Origin of the sequence: Pseudomonas sp. PB101 (assembly GCF_009764265.1) — a bacterium.
In the GTDB taxonomy this organism is placed as follows: domain Bacteria; phylum Pseudomonadota; class Gammaproteobacteria; order Pseudomonadales; family Pseudomonadaceae; genus Aquipseudomonas.
In genome coordinates this window covers 90,771-109,629 of the sequence record NZ_RWIR01000089.1, presented here as the reverse complement: position 1 = coordinate 109,629, position 18,859 = coordinate 90,771, and the positions used below count along the sequence as shown (strand labels likewise).

17 protein-coding genes and 1 pseudogene are annotated in these 18,859 nt (G+C 61.0%); 10 read left to right on the top strand and 8 right to left on the bottom strand.

What is annotated here, in order from left to right; genetic code table 11:
- Nucleotides 1-221 precede the first annotated feature (221 nt).
- The 3 genes from EI969_RS27340 to EI969_RS27330 are packed head-to-tail and all read left to right on the top strand — an operon-like array spanning nt 222 to nt 3,787.
- Nucleotides 222-881: a paraquat-inducible protein A gene (locus EI969_RS27340; protein WP_150715582.1), complete on the top strand. Its 660-nt coding sequence runs from the start codon at nt 222-224 to the stop codon at nt 879-881.
- Nucleotides 868-1,491: a paraquat-inducible protein A gene (locus EI969_RS27335; protein WP_160390449.1), complete on the top strand. Its 624-nt coding sequence runs from the start codon at nt 868-870 to the stop codon at nt 1,489-1,491. Before EI969_RS27340 ends, EI969_RS27335 begins: the two co-directional genes overlap by 14 nt.
- The gene (locus EI969_RS27330; protein WP_160390448.1) at nt 1,484-3,787 is read left to right on the top strand and encodes an intermembrane transport protein PqiB; all 2,304 of its coding nucleotides are present in this window, start codon (nt 1,484-1,486) and stop codon (nt 3,785-3,787) included. Before EI969_RS27335 ends, EI969_RS27330 begins: the two co-directional genes overlap by 8 nt.
- Before the next feature lie 174 nt (nt 3,788-3,961).
- On the opposite strand, the gene mksF is transcribed toward EI969_RS27330, so the two are convergent.
- The 3 genes from mksF to mksB are packed head-to-tail and all read right to left on the bottom strand — an operon-like array spanning nt 3,962 to nt 8,764.
- The gene (gene mksF / locus EI969_RS27325) at nt 3,962-6,802 is read right to left on the bottom strand and encodes an Mks condensin complex protein MksF (protein ID WP_160390447.1); all 2,841 of its coding nucleotides are present in this window, start codon (nt 6,800-6,802) and stop codon (nt 3,962-3,964) included.
- Nucleotides 6,799-7,500 carry an Mks condensin complex protein MksE gene (gene mksE, locus EI969_RS27320; protein WP_007981789.1) on the bottom strand — a complete coding sequence of 234 codons (702 nt, stop codon included), beginning with the start codon at nt 7,498-7,500 and terminating at the stop codon, nt 6,799-6,801. Before mksE ends, mksF begins: the two co-directional genes overlap by 4 nt.
- A complete protein-coding gene (mksB, locus tag EI969_RS27315; protein ID WP_160390446.1) occupies nt 7,490-8,764 on the bottom strand; it encodes an Mks condensin complex protein MksB in 1,275 nt (424 codons plus the stop codon). Before mksB ends, mksE begins: the two co-directional genes overlap by 11 nt.
- Nucleotides 8,765-8,996: 232 nt before the next feature.
- On the opposite strand from mksB, the gene EI969_RS27310 reads away from it, so the two are divergent.
- Both EI969_RS27310 and rimI read left to right on the top strand, forming a co-directional pair.
- The gene (locus EI969_RS27310; protein WP_160390452.1) at nt 8,997-9,743 is read left to right on the top strand and encodes an energy transducer TonB; all 747 of its coding nucleotides are present in this window, start codon (nt 8,997-8,999) and stop codon (nt 9,741-9,743) included.
- Nucleotides 9,736-10,188, top strand: a complete 453-nt coding sequence (gene rimI / locus EI969_RS27305) for a ribosomal protein S18-alanine N-acetyltransferase (RefSeq protein ID WP_007978046.1) — start codon at nt 9,736-9,738, stop codon at nt 10,186-10,188. The genes EI969_RS27310 and rimI overlap by 8 nt, the downstream gene beginning before the upstream one ends.
- 106 nt (nt 10,189-10,294) lie before the next feature.
- Here rimI and EI969_RS27300 read toward each other — a convergent pair whose 3' ends face one another.
- Complete coding sequence (locus EI969_RS27300; protein ID WP_160390445.1) at nt 10,295-10,699, bottom strand: serine kinase/phosphatase; 405 nt, start codon at nt 10,697-10,699, stop codon at nt 10,295-10,297.
- Between the two features lie 168 nt (nt 10,700-10,867).
- Between EI969_RS27300 and can the strand changes: the two genes are divergently transcribed.
- On the top strand, nt 10,868-11,512 hold the full coding sequence (can, locus tag EI969_RS27295) for a carbonate dehydratase (protein WP_103396157.1): 645 nt from the start codon (nt 10,868-10,870) through the stop codon (nt 11,510-11,512).
- A gap of 6 nt (nt 11,513-11,518) precedes the next feature.
- Here the strand turns inward: can and EI969_RS27290 are convergent, their stop codons facing one another.
- The 3 genes from EI969_RS27290 to EI969_RS27280 form a co-directional block, all read right to left on the bottom strand.
- The gene (locus EI969_RS27290) at nt 11,519-12,043 is read right to left on the bottom strand and encodes an SET domain-containing protein (RefSeq protein WP_160390444.1); all 525 of its coding nucleotides are present in this window, start codon (nt 12,041-12,043) and stop codon (nt 11,519-11,521) included.
- A 145-nt stretch (nt 12,044-12,188) separates the two neighbouring features.
- Entirely contained in the window at nt 12,189-13,361 is a 1,173-nt protein-coding gene (locus EI969_RS27285; RefSeq protein ID WP_160390443.1) for a hypothetical protein, read from the bottom strand.
- An 85-nt stretch (nt 13,362-13,446) separates the two neighbouring features.
- Nucleotides 13,447-14,865, bottom strand: a complete 1,419-nt coding sequence (locus tag EI969_RS27280; RefSeq protein WP_160390442.1) for a TIGR00366 family protein — start codon at nt 14,863-14,865, stop codon at nt 13,447-13,449.
- Nucleotides 14,866-15,066: 201 nt separating this feature from the next.
- On the opposite strand from EI969_RS27280, the gene EI969_RS27275 reads away from it, so the two are divergent.
- From EI969_RS27275 to EI969_RS27265, 4 genes and pseudogenes are all read left to right on the top strand, one after another.
- On the top strand, nt 15,067-16,380 hold the full coding sequence (locus EI969_RS27275) for an MFS transporter (RefSeq protein ID WP_160390441.1): 1,314 nt from the start codon (nt 15,067-15,069) through the stop codon (nt 16,378-16,380).
- A gap of 118 nt (nt 16,381-16,498) precedes the next feature.
- Nucleotides 16,499-17,227 (top strand): annotated as a pseudogene (locus tag EI969_RS31110) (PAS domain-containing protein); the annotation flags it as partial.
- Nucleotides 17,207-17,815 carry a methyl-accepting chemotaxis protein gene (locus tag EI969_RS31105; RefSeq protein ID WP_263986916.1) on the top strand — a complete coding sequence of 203 codons (609 nt, stop codon included), beginning with the start codon at nt 17,207-17,209 and terminating at the stop codon, nt 17,813-17,815. The pseudogene EI969_RS31110 and the gene EI969_RS31105, both read left to right, overlap by 21 nt.
- Before the next feature lie 60 nt (nt 17,816-17,875).
- A complete protein-coding gene (locus EI969_RS27265) occupies nt 17,876-18,475 on the top strand; it encodes a flavin reductase family protein (RefSeq protein WP_160390439.1) in 600 nt (199 codons plus the stop codon).
- A 12-nt stretch (nt 18,476-18,487) separates the two neighbouring features.
- Here the strand turns inward: EI969_RS27265 and EI969_RS27260 are convergent, their stop codons facing one another.
- Nucleotides 18,488-18,856 (bottom strand): cupin domain-containing protein, encoded by a 369-nt coding sequence (locus EI969_RS27260; protein WP_110660939.1) that lies wholly within the window; start codon nt 18,854-18,856, stop codon nt 18,488-18,490.
- Between the last annotated feature and the right edge of the window lie 3 nt (nt 18,857-18,859).

Genomic DNA, 18,859 nt, shown 5'->3' with positions numbered 1-18,859 from the left:
GAACTCAGCAGTGAAACGATGCATCGCCGATGGTAGTGTGGGGTTTCCCCATGTGAGAGTAGGTCATCGTCAAGATTAAATTCCGAAACCCCAATTGCGAAAGCAGTTGGGGTTTTGTTTTTGTGCGTGAAGAAAAGAGGGCTGGTTGTTGCACATTTCGCACAGTTATTTTCAGCCCATGGCACTAGAATAGGTCCAACTTTTTCAGAGTCAGAGCGCTTATGCCGGATTCGGTTGACGCCAAAGAGCTGTCAGAATTACCACTGGACAATCTGGTTGCCTGCCATGAGTGCGACTTGCTCATGCGCAAACCCGAACTCGCCCATGGCGAAAAAGCCTTGTGCCCGCGCTGTGGCTACGAGCTTTATGCCCATCGCTACAACGTCGTACAACGCAGCCTCGCGTTGGTCATCGCTGCCCTGTTGTTGTTTATCCCGGCGAACTTTTTACCCATCATGCAACTCAATCTGCTCGGGCAGTCTTCGCACGATACTGTCTGGAGTGGTGTTGTCGCCCTTTTTGACAGCGGCATGCAAAGCGTTTCAGTGGTCGTGTTCCTGTGCAGCATGGGAATTCCGCTGCTCAAGCTGCTGTGCCAATTAGCCGTATTGTTGAGCATCCGATTTAATGTCGGGCGCAGCTACGGCTTGTTGCTCTATCGCATTTATCACCACATACGAGAATGGGGGATGCTCGAGGTTTACTTCATGGGCGTACTCGTGGCGATCGTCAAGCTGGCAGATATGGCAGCAATCACCGTAGGCCTCGGCCTGGCGTGCTTCATTGGTTTGTTGCTTATTCAAGTCTGGCTGGAGGTCGTCATGTCGCCTCACCAGATCTGGCAAGCGTTATCAGGAGAGGATGCCCATGCGGGCGATTGATGCAGGCATTCTGATTTGCAAGGAGTGCCATGAATTGAACAGGCAGGAAGCCGATACCGATGAGCAAGTCTGTACGCGCTGCGGAGCGCTGGTGCATGCCCGCACCCCGAATAGCCTGGTGCGGACCTGGGCATTGCTGATTACCGCCGCCATTCTCTACATACCGGCCAATTTGTTGCCGATCATGACCGTGAACTCCCTGGGCAAGGGAGCGCCCAGTACGATCATGGCGGGTGTGATCGAGTTGGTGCACTACGGGATGTTCCCCATTGCGGCCGTGGTGTTTATCGCCAGTATCCTGGTGCCCACCTTCAAACTGGTGGGTATCGCGTTGCTGCTGTTTTCCGTGCAGCGCCGCCAACCACTTTCGGCGCGCCAGCGTATCTGGATGTACCGCTTCATCGAGTTCATCGGCCGTTGGTCGATGCTCGATATCTTTGTGATCGCCATCCTGGTGGCGGTCGTGAATTTTGGACGGCTTGCCAGCATTGAAGCCAATCTTGGCGCCATCGCGTTCGCCACGGTGGTGATACTGACGATGCTTGCCGCTGTAACTTTCGATCCCCGACTGATTTGGGATAACACGGAGTCGGACGACGACCATGACTGATTTGCCTGTAGCGAAAACCCGACCGGCCTCGAACTGGTCTGCCATCTGGGTGTTGCCCCTGATTGCCTTGATCATTGGCGGCTGGCTCGGCTGGCGTGCTTACAACGAGACCGGCATCGAGATTCAGGTGCGCTTTGAGAGTGGCGAAGGCATTCAGGCCAACAAGACGGAAGTCGTCTACAAGGGCATGCCGGTCGGCAAGGTCAAAAGCCTCAAACTCGATGATGAGGGCAGTTCCAAGGGGGTGATTGCCAGCATCGAGATGAACAAGGACGTAGAGCCATACCTGCGCACCAGCACACGTTTCTGGCTGGTCAAGCCGAGCGTGACGCTGGCTGGTATCACGGGCCTGGAGACGCTGGTTTCGGGCAACTACGTTGCGATCAGTCCTGGTGAGGGGGAACCGGTTCGCAAGTTCAAGGCCCTGGCTCAGGAGCCACCGCTATCCGATGCCCAGCCGGGTCTGCACCTGACCATCAAGGCTGATCGCCTGGGCTCGCTGAACCGTGGCAGCCCGGTGTTCTACAAACAGATCAAGGTGGGCCAGATCAAGAGCTACGTGCTGTCCGAAGACCAGAGCACCGTTGAACTCAAGGTGTTCATCGAGCCGACCTACGCCAAACTGGTGCGCAAACACACACGTTTCTGGAACGCCAGCGGCATCAGCATCGACGCCAATCTGTCAGGCGTGAAAGTGCGCAGCGAGTCGTTGGCCAGCATCGTTGCCGGTGGTATTGCGTTCGCTACGCCTGAGAACCGCAAGGACAGCCCGCCTACCGATCCGAGCCTGCCATTCAGGCTCTACGAAGACTTCGATGCAGCCGCGGCCGGCATCCGGGTCAAGGTCAAGCTCAGCGACTTCGAAGGCTTGCAGGCCGGTCGTACGCCGGTGATGTACAAAGGCATTCAGGTCGGCAATCTCAAGGCGCTGAAGGTCGATCCCGATCTGTCCGGGGCTACCGCCGAGTTAACGATGGACCCGTTGGCTGAAGACTATCTGGTGGACGGTACGCAATTCTGGGTAGTCAAACCGTCGATTTCCCTGGCGGGGATTACCGGCCTGGAAGCGCTGGTCAAAGGTAACTACATCGCTGTGCGTCCCGGCGACAAGGGGGCCGCACCGCAACGTGAATTCGTCGCGCGTCCCAAGGCGCCACCGCTGGATCTGCGGGCACCGGGCCTGCACCTGGTGTTGTTCACCGAAAACCTTGGCTCGCTGGAAGTCGGCAGCCCGGTTCTCTATAAGCAGGTCAAGGTCGGTTCGGTACAGAGCTATCAGTTCTCGCGCACCAAGAAGCAACTGATCATCGGCGTGCACATCGAGAAGGAATACGAGGATCTGGTCAACGCCTCGACACGCTTCTGGAATGCCAGCGGCATCACGCTCACGGGCGGATTGACCGGTGGGGTCCAAGTCAAGAGTGAATCGCTGCAAAGCCTGATGGCCGGGGGTATCGCCTTTGAAACCCCGGAAGCCAAGGCGCCGCTACAGAAGCGCATTCCGCGTTTCCGCTTGTTCGCCAACCATGACGACGCCACGCAAAAGGGCGAGTTGATCACCATCAAGGTTGATCGCGCCGATGGTTTGCGTACGGGCACGCCGATTCGCTTCAAGGGCCTGGATGTCGGCAAGATCGAGGACGTTGACCTGAGTGAGGATCTGCAATCGGTGCTGCTGACCGCGCGGATTTCGGAAGTGCCGGAGCGCATCGCCCGGGTCGGCAGTCAGTTCTGGGTGGTCAAGCCTGAACTGGGGCTGATCAAGACCTCGAACCTGGAAACCCTGGTGACCGGGCAATACATCGAAGTAATGCCCGCTGCGAAAAGTCAGGGACCACAGAAAAGCTTCGTGGCCCTGGCCAGCGCACCTGAAGCTGTAAAGCGTGAAGACGGTTTGAGTCTGGTGTTGAGCGCTGCTCGTCGTGGCTCGCTGAAGGCCGGTGTGCCGGTGACGTATCGCGAAATCACCGTGGGCAAGGTGACCGGATATGAACTGGGCCAGACCGCTGATCGTGTGCTGATCCACATCCTGATCGAGCCGAAGTACGCCCCGCTGGTACGCAGCGGCACGCGGTTCTGGAACACCAGTGGGTTCGACTTCGATGTCGGCCTGTTCAGAGGTGCGACGGTGCGTACCGAGTCCCTGGAGACGATGATTCAGGGCGGTGTCGCCTTTGCCACACCGGACGGTGAGCGCATGGGCAGCCCGGCGCGACCGGAGCAGACGTTCGCGCTGTTCGACAAGTTCGAAGACGAATGGCTGACCTGGGCGCCGAAGATTTCGCTGGGTAAATAGTCTGAGGGTTATGTGGCGTCAGTGATGACGCCATCGCTGGCAAGCCAGCTCCCACAGGGGACTGGGTTGTTCCTGAAGAGGCCCTGAAGTTCACTGCAAAGCTAAATGACACACCTATGAAAAAGGCCGCGATCCATTGGACCGCGGCCTTTTTCATTGCCTTCGATTCAAGCGTCAGACCGCATCCAGCTCCGGTTCATCCGCTTGTTCGTTGACTGTCGCCTTCACCTGATCGTGACGACGGATGTACTTCCAGTCCGCCTCGTCGATGTAGATGCCGGCCGGGCCGCTGCCGCCTTCCAGGTCGATGGCGACACTGGCGCAGACCTGCGGCTTCACGCTCGCCAGGATCGGCACGAAGCCCAGTTGCAGGCTGGTTTCCAGCAGCGCGGCCTGGTTCTTCTCGTCGATGTCCGCCGCCTCGTCGAGGTAGTACGGCAGGCGCACGCGACCGGCCTGGTCGCGGTCCATCAAGTGCAGCAACAAGTACATGTTGGTCAGCGCCTTGATGGTCATGGTGGTGCCGTTGGACGCCGCGCCATCGATGTCGGTGTGGATCACCGGTTGGCCGTTGACCTTGGTGATCTCGAACGCCAGCTCGAACAAGTCCTTGAGGCCGAGCTGGTTGTGGTTCGCCGCCACCAGCCGCGCCAGGTATTCCTTGGCTTCTTCGTTCTTGTTGTCCTGCTCGGCGCTTTGGCTGAGGTCGAACACCGACAGGGTTTCACCTTCTTCGTACTGACCGGCGCTGTGGATGATCTGGTCGATGTGCTTGAGCGCTTCCTTGTTCGGCGCGAGCACGATGCGGAAGCTTTGCAGGTTGGAGACCTGACGCTTGTTGATCTCGCGGTTGAACAGCGCCAACTGGTGTTCGAGGCTGTCATAGTCGCTGCGAATGTTGCGCAGGGTCCGGGCGATGTCGGTAACTGCTGCACGGCGCGCCTTGCCCAGGGTCAGGGCTTCGTCGGTACGGTGCGCATAGGCGTTGATCAGCAGTTGCAGGCGACGCTCCATATCGTCTTCGCTGTCGAACTTGGCCACGCCCTTGAGGCGCACCTGGGCGTACAGCGCTTCGATCTGGCCGTCGGCGCGCAACAGGCCCTGCCAGCTGTCCTGATAGTCATTGAGCAGCGGCAGCAGGTTGTCCATGGAATCGTCGATCGGGTCCATGAACGGTGTGCCGAACGGCAGGTCCGCCGGCAACAGCTGACGGCGGCGCAGGGCGTCGTCGAGGGTGCGTTGCTTGGCTTCCATGTCGCCGATCTGACGGCCGACCAGTTGCAGCTTGGCCGACAGTTGCTGGACGCGCTCGGTAAAGGCGTCGCTGGAACGCTTCAATTCGTCCTGTGCAGCCTCCATCTGCGCCAGTTGCTCGAGCTTGTCGCCTTCCTCGGCGCTCAGGGTTTGCGCGCGACGGAAGTCTTCCAGGGCTTTTTGTGCGTTCAGCACTTGCTGGTACAGCGCTTCGGTCTGGGTCTTGCTCGCGGCGCGGTCGGCGGCCACGGCCTGCTGGGTCTTCAGTTGCTTGAGTTCTTTGTCCAGGCGTTCCTTCTGGTCGCGCAGGGCTGCGCGGTCAGCCAGGGCCTGCAATGCCGGCGGCTCGATGTGGGAGATGTCGATGGACAGGCCCGGTACTTCGAAACGCTCGCCTTTGAAGCCGTCGAGGATCAGCTCCACCGATTTTACCCACTCGCCGTCGTCGTCGAGGGTGATGCCGTGTTCACCCAGCGGCAGGCTGAACAGTGCGCTGTTGAACAGGCGCATCAGGCGTTCGACGTCTTGCTGCGAAAACTCTTCGCGCAGGCGGGCATAGCTGTTGTTGTCGGCGTGATCGAGTTGCTGCTTGACCGACTTCAGGCGTTTTTCCAGATCCCGCAGACGCTCTTCGAGGTCTTCGGCGCTGAACTGTCGGGACTGCGCCAGCGCGCCGGCCAGTTCGTCGTGGGCGTCCTTGGCGGCCAGCAGTTGCTGCTCCAGTACCTTGACGTCATCGACCAGGGCAAAGCGATGCTTGAGCACCGACAGTTCGCCGAGCCAGCGCTGGATGCCGGTGATTTCCCGCTCCAGGCGCATCAGTTCCTGAGTGCCGCCGCGCTGGTCGTTTTGCAGGGCGTCTTGCTCGTTGCGGTAGTGCTCGGACTGAATGGTCAGCTCTTCCTTGCGCGCACTGGCGTAGTCCGACCAAGTGCCGAGCAAGGAGTCGAGCAGGGGAGAGATCCGGTGCAGCTTGCCGCGCAGGATGTCGCGTTGCTTCACACCGTTGGCCAGGGCTTCGACCAGCGGGCCGGCGGCGACCAGCGAGTTGTAGTCCTGCTCCATGCGGCGCACATCGCGGAAGGCTTCTTCGCACGCGGCAATGTAATCGACGCTGCCGGAACGCAGGCTGTGTTCGAAGGCATCGAGGAACAGTTGCTTGAGCTTGGCCGCGGTGATTTCGCGCATGTGCAGCAGGTTGATGAACAACGCGCGGAAGGTCTTCAGGCTCTGCTCGCTGGTGGAGCGCAGCGGGATCAGCGTCAGGTCCAGCGGGATCGAGGTGTGGCCACCGACCAGCAAACGGCGCAGTTCATCCGGCTTGAGCTCGTAGGCTTTGAGGCCTTCGCGTTCGAGGTTGGTGAACAGTTCTTTCTGGCGCAGGCAGGTGTCGTTCTTCTGGTAGTGGGCCAGGTCCAGTTTGCCCGCGTAGGCAAAGAACTGGTGACCGAAACCACCCCCCGGGCCGCGACCGACTACACCAATCACGTGCGGGCCGTGGGGCAGGTTCACCTCGACCAGGATGTAGCTGGTGTCCGAGGCGAAGTAGAAGCGCCGGGACTGCTCCAGGCTGTACTTGCCGAAGCTCATGTCCGACATGCGCGCCAGGATCGGGAACTGCAAGGCGTTGATCGAGGCGGATTTACCGAGGTTGTTCGCGCCGTACACCGACAGCGGTTCTTCCAGCGGGAACAGGCCGAGGCTGTAGCCGGCGGTGTTCAAAAGGGCAAAGCGGCGGATGCCGTAACGTTCCTTGCTCATGCGTCGAGCTCCTGTTCTTCGGCAATGGCGCGGGCCAGGGCGTCTTCTTCGCTTTCATCGGCAAACTCCGCCAGGTCGAGCGGGTCGTCGGTCTGCAGCAGTTTTTCGTCGCTGTCTTCGTCGATCAGCACCGGCACTGGCAGCGGCAATACGCTGTGCAGGCTGGCGGCCAGGTCGCGGTCCTGCTGAACCGACAGGCAGACGTCGAGGAAGCGGTGCATCGGCGGCAGGAAACGGTAGATGCCGTTTTCTTCGCTGGCGAAACCGAGTTGGGTCATGCGGCGCATGATCTTTTCTTCGAGCTCGTCCTGGGTCTGCACTTCGGCCTGGATGAACAGGTCACGGTATTTCTCCAGCAGCGACGGCAACTCATCACGCCCGAGACTGCCGCCGTCGAGCACGGCGATCGGGTCGCGGCCCTGGTCGGCCAGGTGTTCGACGAGGATGAAGGTGAACAGCGCCAGACGCTGGGCGGTCTTGTTCACCGCCGCGGCCGCGAGGTCCGGCACGAAGTAGTAGAAGCCGCGGGTGTCGCAGACCAGTTCAAAGCCCAGGGCCTTGAACAGCGTGCGGTACTGGTCCTGGAAGTTCGACAGTTGCGCGTACAGCTCCGGATCGCGGCGGCTGACGTGGTAACCCTTGAACAGCTCGCGAAAGATCGGCGCCAGCTGAGACAGTTCGGAAAGATCAAGATGCATAGGGAGTGCTCGCAGAATCCTCGGAGGCGTCGCTGACCGAGAGCAGGGCGAAGGAGCGCAGGCTGACCTGGTGCTCGTGAGTATGGTATTCGCGGCGTTCCAGACGCTCGCGCTTGAAGCGTTTTTCCCGCGACAGGCGCGAGAACCAGTACAGCAATTCGTCGGTGGCGCCGTCCGGCTCCTGCTCCAGCAGCCAGGTCATCAGGTCCGGCATCGGCAGGGCGTCTTCGCAGCGTTCGAGCATTTCCCGAACCGTGCGTGGCGCCCGTGGCGCTTCGCCTTTGTGGGTCTTGTGCGCCTTGGGGAAGCGCGCCGGTTTCGGTTCGAAGCGTGCCAGGGCATAAACATAGGCTTCGACCTGACTGGCGCTGCCGAGGAAGGTGCTTTGCGGGCGAGTGAACATCGGCATCGCCGCTTGTGGCACGGCGTCGATGCCCTTGCGACGGATCATCGACAGGGCCAGCGCCGCGCCACGGGTCACGGCGTTGTGCCGGCGCGCTTCTTCACGCAGCGGCAGCAGCAGTTCGCGGGCATGACGCAGGGTCAGTTGGGCGCTGGTCTGCATTTCGAGGATGCGTGCGTGGGTGCGCAGCAGCATGTCGTCGTCGACCAGATGGCCGAGGCGCTGCTGCTCGCTGAGCATCTTCAGCAGGACCGTTTCGACCTTGCGCACGCCTTGTTCGAAGGCGCCGTCGGCGTTCACCAGATCAATCATCGGCTCGACGTATTCGTCCCAGGTCGCCAGCACTTCAGCATAACGCTGGCGCAACGGAATCTGCCGGTCGCTGGTTTTCGCCCGTTCGGCGACGGCCACCAGTGCCTGTTCGTCGTTATCGAGTTTTTTCAGCACGTCACGCACGCGCATGTCGAGCAGACGCAGCTGGCGGGCGAGGTCATTGCCGTCGCGGATGTCGAACGCGTCCTGGATATAACCGGCCAGACGCTCCAGGTGGCGCAGGTAGGCTTCGATCTCCAGGCACAGGCCCAGACGGTGTTCACGGCGCAGATAGGCGAGGAAGTCGTGAATCTGCGCATTGAGCTCGAAACGGTTCGGGCTTTTGGCCACGGGAACCAGGATATCGAGGCGAATCCACACATCCAGCAGGCTGGTGATGTCCTGCGGCGTACTGTCGAGTTGCTGGGCGGCCAGTTGCGTGCGCAGTTCGTTGAGGCTCAGTGTGCCTTGGTCGAAGTGCTCGCACAGTGGCTCCAGAAGTGCCCAGTGTTCAGCGAGGGCGCGCAAGACGCGCTTGGGTTCGATCATCGGAATGGCCGGCTGGTTGGCGATTAAAAGCCGCGATTGTACTGCATCGGGCGCGATGCGATTCAATCCCGGGACGGGCTGTCGCATTCTTTCGATAAAGAGCATCGGTCGAGGCTATCGATCAACAGCAAGCGATCTTGAGCGAACGGCGGTAGAATCAGCGCACTTTTAGTTATCCACAAGTGGCCGACCTTTGCTTATCGAGTCCCGTCGTCGCGCTTATCTGGCCGCCATGCAGGTGGTCAACTGGCTGCCGCGCACCGAATTGCCCTTTGCCGCGCCGTCGCGGCCCGAACTGCTGGAGATCCCCGAGCCGGTTGTAGTCGCGCCTGTCGTACCGGCTGTCGTGGCTGAAGCATCCGTGGCACCGGTGGTCAAACCGGCCGAGCGGGTGAAGATCGAAGTGCCGCGGCCATCGTTGGCAAGCACGCGCACCGGTGCCAAGCCGGTGGAAGAGGCCGAAGAGGCGCCGGTCGTGGCCAAGGCGCCTGTCGTGCCGCCACCGCGTTTCGCCCTGCAGCTGCTGCGGGCCGGGCGCTGCCTGCTGCTGGTGGAGTTACCCACAGGCGAACCCTTCCAGACCCGTGACCCTGCTTACCTGTTGCTCAAGGACATGTTGCGCGCCGCCGGTCTGCCGGACAGCCCGCAGATCGTCGGTGAGCCGGTACGCTGGCCGCTTCTGGTGCGTGGCACGATGGATCAGGGCCCGGAAGCGGCCCGTGACTTTGTGCAAGGTTTTCTCTCGGTGCGCATGGAAGAAACGCCATGCGCCTGCCTGTGGCTGATCGGCCTGCCCGCCGTGCGGTTTGCCGGCGAAGCGGATGCCGAGGCGTTCAATCGTGAGTTGCAGATCGAAGGCCTGGGCTCGGCCTGGGCGGTGCCGGGCCTGGAATTATTAATGGATGAGCCACAGCGTAAGGCTGATGTCTGGCAAGCCATGCGTCGGCTGATGGCGCGCTGGAAAGAATCGAATGAGTGATGCTGTATCGTTTCGCCCGATGACCGAGGCGGACCTGGAAACCGTGCTGAAAATCGAATACGCGGCCTACAGCCATCCCTGGACCCGCGGGATTTTCCTCGACGGCCTGGGCAAGTATCAGATCTGGCTGATGTTCGAAGGTCAGCAGCAGGTGGGCCACGGCGTGGTGCAGATCATCCTCGACGAGGCGCACCTGCTGAACATTACGGTCAAGCCTGAAAACCAGGGCCGTGGCCTGGGGCTGACCTTGCTCGAGCATTTGATGTCGATTGCCTACAAGGCCGACGCCCGGGAGTGTTTCCTGGAAGTGCGCGACAGCAATACCGCGGCGTTCAAGTTGTACGAGCGTTATGGCTTCAACGAGATCGGCCGACGCCGGGATTACTACCCGGCGGTGGGTGGGCGCGAAGATGCGGTGGTCATGGCCTGCACTTTGGTGGATTGAGCTTGAAGCTCTTCGCTAGCAGGCTAGCTCCTACAGAGATTTGTGTCGTAGATAAAACCTGTGGGAGCGAGCTTGCTCGCGATGAGGGCCTGACAGACACCGAAGATCAGCGCTTGCCGTCCATCGGATCGCGCCGCGCCAGTTCCGCTTCATCCAGGCCATTACCGCCGCCAATATCGTCCTCATCGACGATGCTCAGGTCCCAATCCGCGCGACTGTTATTACCCGCTTCCCGGGCATCCCGGGCACCATCTTCACGGATCAGGGTTTCCGGGCTCATGTCGTCGTCGGTAGGTTGATGGTCGCCGGTCGAGGCGCCGGTCAGGCCCGCTTTACGTACGCGCTGGCCTGGCATCAACTGCTCGCGCTCGCCGTCCGGCAGTTCGTCACCGATCCTGGCGCTGGGTTCTTCGGTTTCGAAATCCAGCTCGCGCACCGAACCCATGCGGTCTTCGTTGTCATCGATGGGTTCCGGTTGCACCGCATCGTACGGACGTCGTGAATCATTCATGGTAATTCCTCATACTGTAGGCCTTACTACGGTTGACCCACGTGGCTACCGAGAATTCAACCGGCATGGAGCCCCGTGTTCCGGATCAGGAAAGCATCTGCATTTCGCGCGTGACCCCGACGGACGGTTGTCAGTCAAAGCTGCGCATCATTCTTGAGGCTTCATTGCATGAACGAATTACAAGATCTGATTGATAACAACGAGCGTTGGGCCGCTGCGATCAAGGAGGAAGATCCTGACTTCTTCGCCAAGCTGGCTCGCCAACAGACCCCGGAGTTCCTGTGGATCGGCTGTTCCGATGCCCGGGTGCCGGCCAACGAGATCGTCGGCATGTTGCCGGGTGATCTGTTCGTACACCGTAATGTGGCCAACGTCGTGTTGCACACCGACCTCAACTGCCTGTCGGTGATCCAGTACGCGGTCGATGTACTCAAGGTCAAACATATCCTCGTCACCGGCCACTATGGCTGCGGCGGCGTGCGCGCCTCGATGCAGGATCGCCAGTTCGGCCTGATCGACGGCTGGCTGCGCTCGATTCGCGACCTGTACTACGAAAAGCGCGAAGAGCTTGCCAAGTTGCCGACCGAAGAAGAGCGGGTCGACCGTCTCTGCGAGCTCAACGTGATCCAGCAGGTGGCTAACGTCGGGCATACCAGCATTGTGCAAAACGCCTGGCACCGCGGGCAGAGCCTGTCGATCCATGGCTGCATCTACGGTATCAAGGACGGCCGCTGGAAGAGCCTGAATGCCACCATCAGTGGTTTCGAGCAATTGCCGCCGCAGTACCGCCTGCGTCCGTTCGAACCCCTGTAAATCCCTTCAGTACGGACTTTGCCGACGCCACTGTTGCAAAAACAGCTGGCCGTCGGCGTTCGGCGCTTCATCGTAACCGGTGATCCAGCCCCGGCAGTTGTACGAGCCGCAGCGGCAGGCGAACTGGCGCTGCAGTTGGTCTTCCGTGGCGGCGTAATCCATCGATAGCCAGTCACCCTTGTGAATGTCTTTCAGCGCCCATAACCACAGCTCACTCAAGTCGAGAAACACGTTCGGGTCGCACGAGTGGCGCAGCAGCCCGCAGAAGTGTGGGTCATGGACATGAACATCCCGGGCCAGTTGCCGGGTATGTCGGCCGCGACCGGGCAGCAACCGCCCCGATACCCGGCAGATCCGGCTTATGCGGGGAAACTCGCGCAGCGCCGCCGCAGCCATGGGTGCGCCTTGGTCGTTCGAGAGAATCTCGAAATCGTCCAGGGATGGATATCCGAGGTGAAGGGGGAGCTCCACAAAAGGGTAAATACCCTGCGGCGCTGGTGCGAGAGACTTGCGCAGTGCATCGGCTTTCATAACGGTCCCTGTCGGCTGGGGGCTGCGACTTCCATCGGCTGACGATCCTGTCAGTGCTGCAGCACATGGGTTACGGCCCAAGCCTCTCGCAGATATCGTGGGCGGTCTACTGTCATAACTGACAGATGGACTGCCAATGGCCGGTTTACAGCGGTGGAGCCGGCAGGGCAGTGGCGGGCGCAGGCGCCTTGAGCTGTTTGAGCTGCAACTGGATCGCCGCCGTCGAGCATTTGCCCGCCGCCTGTCCCGGGGTCAGGTTGCGAATCGAGGTGTAGAACAGCGCGCAGGTTTTTTCCTTGTCGGCCACTTGCCAGGTTTGCGTGCAGGTTTTCAGCTCGACATCGGCATTGCTGTCCGGTTGGCGGCCCATGACGGCCTGCCAGCACGCGGCACTCAGATCCTGACCCATGACTTTCAGCCCCGCCGCATCGGCCTTGGCCTTGGCATCAGTGCCGGAATAGCTCGCCGGGTCGGCGGCGTACCAGATATAGCTCGGGTGGTTGGAACCCAGCACCCGCACTTTCACCCCGTCACTCGGGCTGATCGTCGCCAGGCCCAGCACGTTCACGCTCGCCCCGTATTGTTGCTTGAGCCAGTTACGTACCGGAGTGCCGAAGGCCACCATCGGCAAGGTCTCACCGTTGGCGTGCAGGCTGACGTTTTTGACCATGGTGGTCTGGTAATCGTTGAAGTAGCTGTAGACGCCCTCCAGGTCCTTGCCGGCGTTGGACGGGGCGGCGATAGGGGCGATGTCGATGATGGTCTGGAAGGCCGGTGTCTGCTCGGCCGGGATGCCATTGGCGGTGAGCAGCGTGGCCCAACGATCGGTGGTGGCGGACTTCAGGTAATCCTGGGCCTGGGTCAACGAATAGTCGGGCGGGAAGTGCAGCAGCTCGACACTTTTGCGGTTCTCCAGGGCCATGCCCAATGGCAGGAACAGGTTCCAGCTGTACGCCCACTTGCCGTCGGCATTCAGTTTGCTGGCGCCGTCATAGGCCAGGTCGCCGGCGTCGAGCAGCGCTGCCAAAGGCTTTTCGTAGCTGTCGGGCACGCCGATGATTTGCGCGTGGAGCTGACCATTGTCGGTTTTGACCAGAACCTTCGCATCGCCGTAGCCATCGCGCTGCACGCTTTGGGTCAGGTAATGCTCGACGGTTTGCTCGAGCGTCCAGTTGCGAAAGCAGATCACGCTGCAATTGTTGGGGTAGGCGAAGAGGCGGGTAACGCGTTCGGTAGTGCCCAGCTTCAAATTGACATCGGCGTGGGCGATGGTGCTCAGGGTGAGGGCTGCGAGGGTGAGTGCCGCGAGTTTGACCATGCTCGGATCCTTTTCAGCGTATAGACCAGCAGAACCGACGGGCAGAACAAAAAGGGCCGACATCACTACCGGCCCTTTTTCATGGTTACGGCATGACCGGCGGCAAATACGCCAGCGTCGTCCCCAGTGCCCACAACAACACTAGCACCAGTGGCGTGTGCACCAGCAACTGCACGAACGAGAAACCGATCAGGTCCCGCGCCTTCAGCCCCAGCACACCCAGTAACGGTAGCATGTAGAAGGGGTTGATCAGGTTCGGCAGCGCTTCGGCGGCGTTATAGATCTGCACGGCCCAGCCCAGGTGATAGTTCAGGTCGTTGGCCACCTGCATCACGTACGGGGCCTCGATGATCCACTTGCCGCCGCCGGACGGAATGAAGAAGCCGAGGATCGCCGAGTACACGCCCATCAGCAGGGCATAGGTGTCGTGGGAGGCAATGCTGACGAAAAAGGTCGAGATGTGGTGCGCCAGGGTCTGCGCATCGGCGCCCTTGACCGTGGTCATCAGGGCGGCGATCGAGCCGTACAGCGGGAACTGGATCAACACGCCAGTGGTGGTCGGCACCGCACGGGACACGGCATCCAGAAAGCTGCGCGGACGCCAGTGCAACAGGGCGCCGAGCATGATGAACAGGAAGTTGTAGGTGTTCAGCCCGGAAATCGCACTGATCGCCGGTTTGGTCGAGAACTCGTGGAACAGCCACCCGGCTGCCAGCAATACCAGCAGAATCGTCAGCAGCGGGCTGTGTTCCAGCCATTCGCCGGGGCGGGTGCGTGGTTGCAGCGGCGGCAGGTTGAAACTCGGATCGACACCACAGGCCTTGGCGTCACGCGCCGAATTCGGGCCGGGGGCGGTGGCGTAGGCGATGATCAGCGAGATCACGATCAAGGCCAGCAACATCACGCCGGACTGCCAGAGAAAGATCGTCTGGGTGAACGGGATCACCCCGGTGATCGACAGAATCGATGGCGGCAGGCTCGCCGGGTTGGCTTGCAGTTGAGCGGCCGATGACGACAGGCCCAGGGCCCATACGGCGCCGAGACCCAGGTACGCGGCGGCGCCGGCGGCACGGTAATCCATTTTCAGATCGGTGCGACGGGCGAGGGCGCGCACCAGCAGTCCGCCGAACACCAGGGACAAGCCCCAGTTCAGCAACGATGCGACCATGGAAATCAGGGCGACCCAGGCCACGGCAGAGCGGCCGTTTTTCGGGATTTTCGCCAGGCGATCGATCAGTTTCACCGCTGGCGGCGAACTGGCGACCACATATCCACCGATGACCACGAAGGCCATCTGCATGGTGAAGGGGATCAGGCTCCAGAACCCGTCACCAAAGGCCATGGCGGCGTCGGTGGGTTTGGCGCCCATGGCCATGGTAGCCAAGGCCACGATAATCACCGCCAGGGCAGCAAACACCCAGGAATCGGGAAACCAGCGTTCGGCAAAACTGGAGCAGCGCAGGGCAAAGCGGGCGGAGCGGCTATCTTCGATATCAGCGGCCACGGGGGGTACCTCGGATTTTTATGTTTGTTGTGGTCTTCGGGGCAGTAACCGCCCGTCTGGACAGACGCCAACATTAATTCAAGCCGAGGATTTTTGCGGGGCTGTTTTGTGGCTATGGGACTTTGGTCTAACGGGTTGTCCGCCGATGCGTTTGCGTAGACCATGGGCGCCTTGGTTTTTGCCTGTGCCAGAGTTCTTTACATGACTGCCAACACCGATTCGCGCGCGGCACCCTTCAGCCGCTCGGACTACAAGACCCTCGGGCTCGCTGCACTCGGCGGGGCGCTGGAAATCTACGATTTCATCATTTTCGTGTTTTTCGCCCTGACCCTCAGCCAGTTGTTCTTCCCACCGGAAATGCCCGAGTGGCTGCGCCTGCTGCAAAGCTTCGGGATCTTCGCCACCGGTTACCTGGCGCGGCCGTTGGGCGGCATCCTGATGGCGCACTTCGCCGACCGTCTGGGGCGCAAGAAAGTCTTCAGCCTGAGCATCCTGATGATGGCGTTGCCCTGCCTGCTGATCGGGATCATGCCGACCTACGCGCAAATCGGCTATTTCGCACCTTTGCTGCTGCTGGCCCTGCGCATCCTCCAGGGGGCGGCGGTGGGCGGCGAAGTGCCGAGTGCCTGGGTTTTCGTCGCCGAGCATGCGCCTGTCGCCCATCGCGGCTATGCCTTGGGCTTCCTGCAAGCGGGGCTGACCTTCGGCTATCTGATCGGTGCCTTGACCGCGACTTTCCTGGCGCAGGCCTTCACCCCGCAGGAAATCCTCGATTACGCCTGGCGTTACCCCTTCCTGCTCGGCGGCGTGTTCGGGGTGATTGGCGTGTGGCTGCGTCGCTGGCTCAGCGAAACCCCGGTGTTCATGGCCATGCAGGCGCAGCGCGAGGCAGCCGGTGAGCTGCCGCTGCGCACGGTCTTGCGCGAGCATCGCCTGGCCATTTTGCCGGCGATGATTCTCACCTGCGTGCTGACCTCGGCCGTGGTGGTGTTCGTGGTCATCACCCCGACCATGATGCAGAAAACCTTCGGCATGACCGCCAGCCATACCTTCGCCTTGAGCGCGCTGGGCATCGTGTTCCTGAACATCGGCTGCGTGCTCGCCGGGCTGCTGGTCGACCGCATCGGCGCCTGGCGCACGGTGATGCTCTATAGCCTGCTGCTGCCGCTGGGCATCGGCGTGCTTTACAGCTGCCTGATCACAGGCGGCGACTGGATCGGCCTGGCCTACGCCGTGGCAGGGCTGGCCTGCGGGGTGGTCGGCGCGGTGCCATCGGTGATGGTCAGCCTGTTCCCGGCACGGATTCGCGTTTCGGGCATCTCGTTCACCTACAACATTGCCTATGCCGCATGGGCGAGCATCACACCGCTGTTGTTGATCGGTCTGATGCCGTGGAGCCCGTGGGTCTGCGTGATATTCAGTGTGGTGATGGGGACGGTGGGCGTGGTCAGTGCGGCGTACTTCGGTGTGCGTATGCCGAAAACTGCTGGCTGTTCGGCCGCTGGCGCGCATTGAATTTGGCGAGTCGTCACTATTTTTGTAGGACGATCCTGAAACACGCTTAAGTAAATGTTTCCAAGGCCGATGGTTAGGCTGCATATCGCTTTCTACCCCTGTCCATCGGTGCTTTCCCATGTTCAATAAACGCTTGAAGCAGGAGCTGTCGGCTCTTCGTGAAGAACTCTCCAGCCTCCAGCAAGTGAAGGAAAGTCTGGAAAGCGAGATGCTGGTGCTGACCCTCGACAGCGACGGACGGGTTCAGTCGGTCAATCAGAATTTCCTCGGCGAAATGCACTACAAGAGCGGCGACCTGATCGGCCGGCACATCGACGAACTGGTCCCGGATCACGTCAAATCCGACGAATTCCACCAGCGCTTCAAGAACGCACTGACCCGTGGCGAGCACTTCGCCGGCGCGGTGCGCCTGTTGCGCGGTACGGGCCAGGAGGCGTGGTTGCGTTCGATCCTGCAACCGGTGCGCTCGGCGGACGGGCGGATCAAGTGTTTTTCGATCTTCTCCAGCGACCTGACCCGCACCATCGAGGCCTCCCGCGAACACGAGAACCTGATCGGTGCGCTGGTGCGCTCCACGGCCGTGATCGAATTCGACCTCAACGGCAACGTGCTGACCGCCAACGACCGCTTCCTCAGTGGCATGGGTTACAGCCTCGCCCAGATCAAGGGCAAGCATCACCGCACCTTCTGCCTGCCGGAGGAGTACAACAGCGCCGAATACCAGCACTTCTGGCGTCGCCTGAACGCGGGCGAGTACGTGGCCGAGCGTTTCAAACGTGTCGACAGCCATGGTCGTACGGTCTGGCTGGAGGCGTCCTACAACCCAGTGGTCGATGCCAACAACAAGCTCTACAAAGTGGTGAAGTTCGCCACGGTGATTACCGATCAGGTCAATCAGGAACAGGCCGTGGCCGAGGCCGCCAACATTGCCTACAGCACTTCGCAGCAAACCGACCAGAGCGCCCAGCGCGGCAACGCCGTGGTGACCCAGGCGGTGGACGTGATGCGCGACCTGGCCAAACACATGCAAACCGCCGGCGATGGCATCGAAGCCTTGAACGAGCAGTCGCTGGTGATCGGCACTATCGTCAAGACCATCAGTGGCATTGCCGAGCAGACCAACCTGCTGGCGCTCAACGCGGCCATCGAAGCGGCGCGTGCGGGCGAACAGGGACGGGGTTTCGCCGTGGTGGCGGATGAAGTCCGGCAACTGGCGTCGCGCACCAGCCAGGCCACCGACGAAATCGTCCTCGTGGTGCGGCAGAACCAGGACATGGCGCGCAACGCCGTGGCCCTGATGACCGATGGCAAGCTCCAGGCCGAGCAGGGCCTGGCACTGGCGGCGGAAGCGGGCACGGTGATTGTCGAGATCCAGGACGGTGCGCAGAAAGTGGTCAATGCGGTGGGGCAGTTTGCCAATCAACTCACCAACTGACCTGCGATCAGCTCTTGGTGGGCGCTACAATCGGCTCTTTTCCCCCAGGAGCAGACTTCCATGAGCGTTTCCCACCGCCGTCCGGTTCCCTTGTCCAAGGCTTATCGTCTGCTCAATCACGGCCCGACCGTGCTGGTCAGCGCGGCCCACGGTGGTCAGCGCAATATCATGGCGGCAGCCTGGGCCATGCCGCTGGATTTCGAGCCGCCGAAAATTGCCGTGGTACTGGACAAGTCCACCTGGACTCGCCAGTTGCTGGAAGCCGCGGGCACTTTTGTGCTGAACGTGCCTTGCGCTGCCCAGGCCGACATCGTGCAGACCGTCGGCTCGACCTCCGGCCTGGAATTGACCCGGGGCCAGGGCCGCGACAAGTTCGAGACCTACGACTTGCAGACCTTCACCGGCGAGTCGGTCGATGCGCCGATGCTCGAAGGTTGCGTGGCCTGGCTGGAATGTCGCCTGTTGCCGGAGCCGAACAATCACCAGCAATACGACCTGTTCCTGGCCGAGGTGATTGCCGCCCAAGCCGACGATCGCGTGTTCAGCGAAGGCCGCTGGCACTTCGAAGGGCAGGATGCCTTGCGCACCTTGCACCATGTCGCGGGCGGGCATTTCCTGAAGATCGGCGATCCGGTGGACGGCAAGACCCTGCCGGTGTGAGCCAGTTGGCGCTCAAATCCACAGATCATTCTCGGCCGTGCGCTCGCCACCTTCGCTGCCGGTGTTGAGCACACCCTTGGGTTCGATCAGCAGGAGCTTTACCTCCTGATCGGCGCAGGGTTTGTGTTCGACGCCTTTGGGCACCACATACATTTCCCCGGCGTTCAGCAGCACGTGGCCATCACGAAAATCGATGCGCAACCGGCCTTCCAGAACGATGAAGGTTTCGTCGGTATCGACGTGGTCGTGCCAGATGAAATCCCCCAGCAGCTTCACCACCTTGAACTGGTACTCGTTCATTTCGGCGATGACCCGGGGTGACCAGTGGGAATCGATCCGGCTGATTTTTTCAGCGAAGTTCAGGCTTTCGTAAGCAGTCATGAA

Bases quoted from the DNA above. Each gene is read 5' to 3' on its own strand.
- EI969_RS27340 (WP_150715582.1), top strand. From the start codon at position 222: ATGCCGGATTCGGTTGACGCCAAAGAGCTGTCAGAATTACCACTGGAC.
- EI969_RS27335 (WP_160390449.1), top strand. From the start codon at position 868: ATGCGGGCGATTGATGCAGGCATTCTGATTTGCAAGGAGTGCCATGAA.
- EI969_RS27330 (WP_160390448.1), top strand. From the start codon at position 1,484: ATGACTGATTTGCCTGTAGCGAAAACCCGACCGGCCTCGAACTGGTCT.
- mksF (WP_160390447.1), bottom strand. From the start codon at position 6,802: ATGAGCAAGGAACGTTACGGCATCCGCCGCTTTGCCCTTTTGAACACC.
- mksE (WP_007981789.1), bottom strand. From the start codon at position 7,500: ATGCATCTTGATCTTTCCGAACTGTCTCAGCTGGCGCCGATCTTTCGC.
- mksB (WP_160390446.1), bottom strand. From the start codon at position 8,764: ATGATCGAACCCAAGCGCGTCTTGCGCGCCCTCGCTGAACACTGGGCA.
- EI969_RS27310 (WP_160390452.1), top strand. From the start codon at position 8,997: ATGCAGGTGGTCAACTGGCTGCCGCGCACCGAATTGCCCTTTGCCGCG.
- rimI (WP_007978046.1), top strand. From the start codon at position 9,736: ATGAGTGATGCTGTATCGTTTCGCCCGATGACCGAGGCGGACCTGGAA.
- EI969_RS27300 (WP_160390445.1), bottom strand. From the start codon at position 10,699: ATGAATGATTCACGACGTCCGTACGATGCGGTGCAACCGGAACCCATC.
- can (WP_103396157.1), top strand. From the start codon at position 10,868: ATGAACGAATTACAAGATCTGATTGATAACAACGAGCGTTGGGCCGCT.
- EI969_RS27290 (WP_160390444.1), bottom strand. From the start codon at position 12,043: ATGAAAGCCGATGCACTGCGCAAGTCTCTCGCACCAGCGCCGCAGGGT.
- EI969_RS27285 (WP_160390443.1), bottom strand. From the start codon at position 13,361: ATGGTCAAACTCGCGGCACTCACCCTCGCAGCCCTCACCCTGAGCACC.
- EI969_RS27275 (WP_160390441.1), top strand. From the start codon at position 15,067: ATGACTGCCAACACCGATTCGCGCGCGGCACCCTTCAGCCGCTCGGAC.
- EI969_RS27265 (WP_160390439.1), top strand. From the start codon at position 17,876: ATGAGCGTTTCCCACCGCCGTCCGGTTCCCTTGTCCAAGGCTTATCGT.
- EI969_RS27260 (WP_110660939.1), bottom strand. From the start codon at position 18,856: ATGACTGCTTACGAAAGCCTGAACTTCGCTGAAAAAATCAGCCGGATC.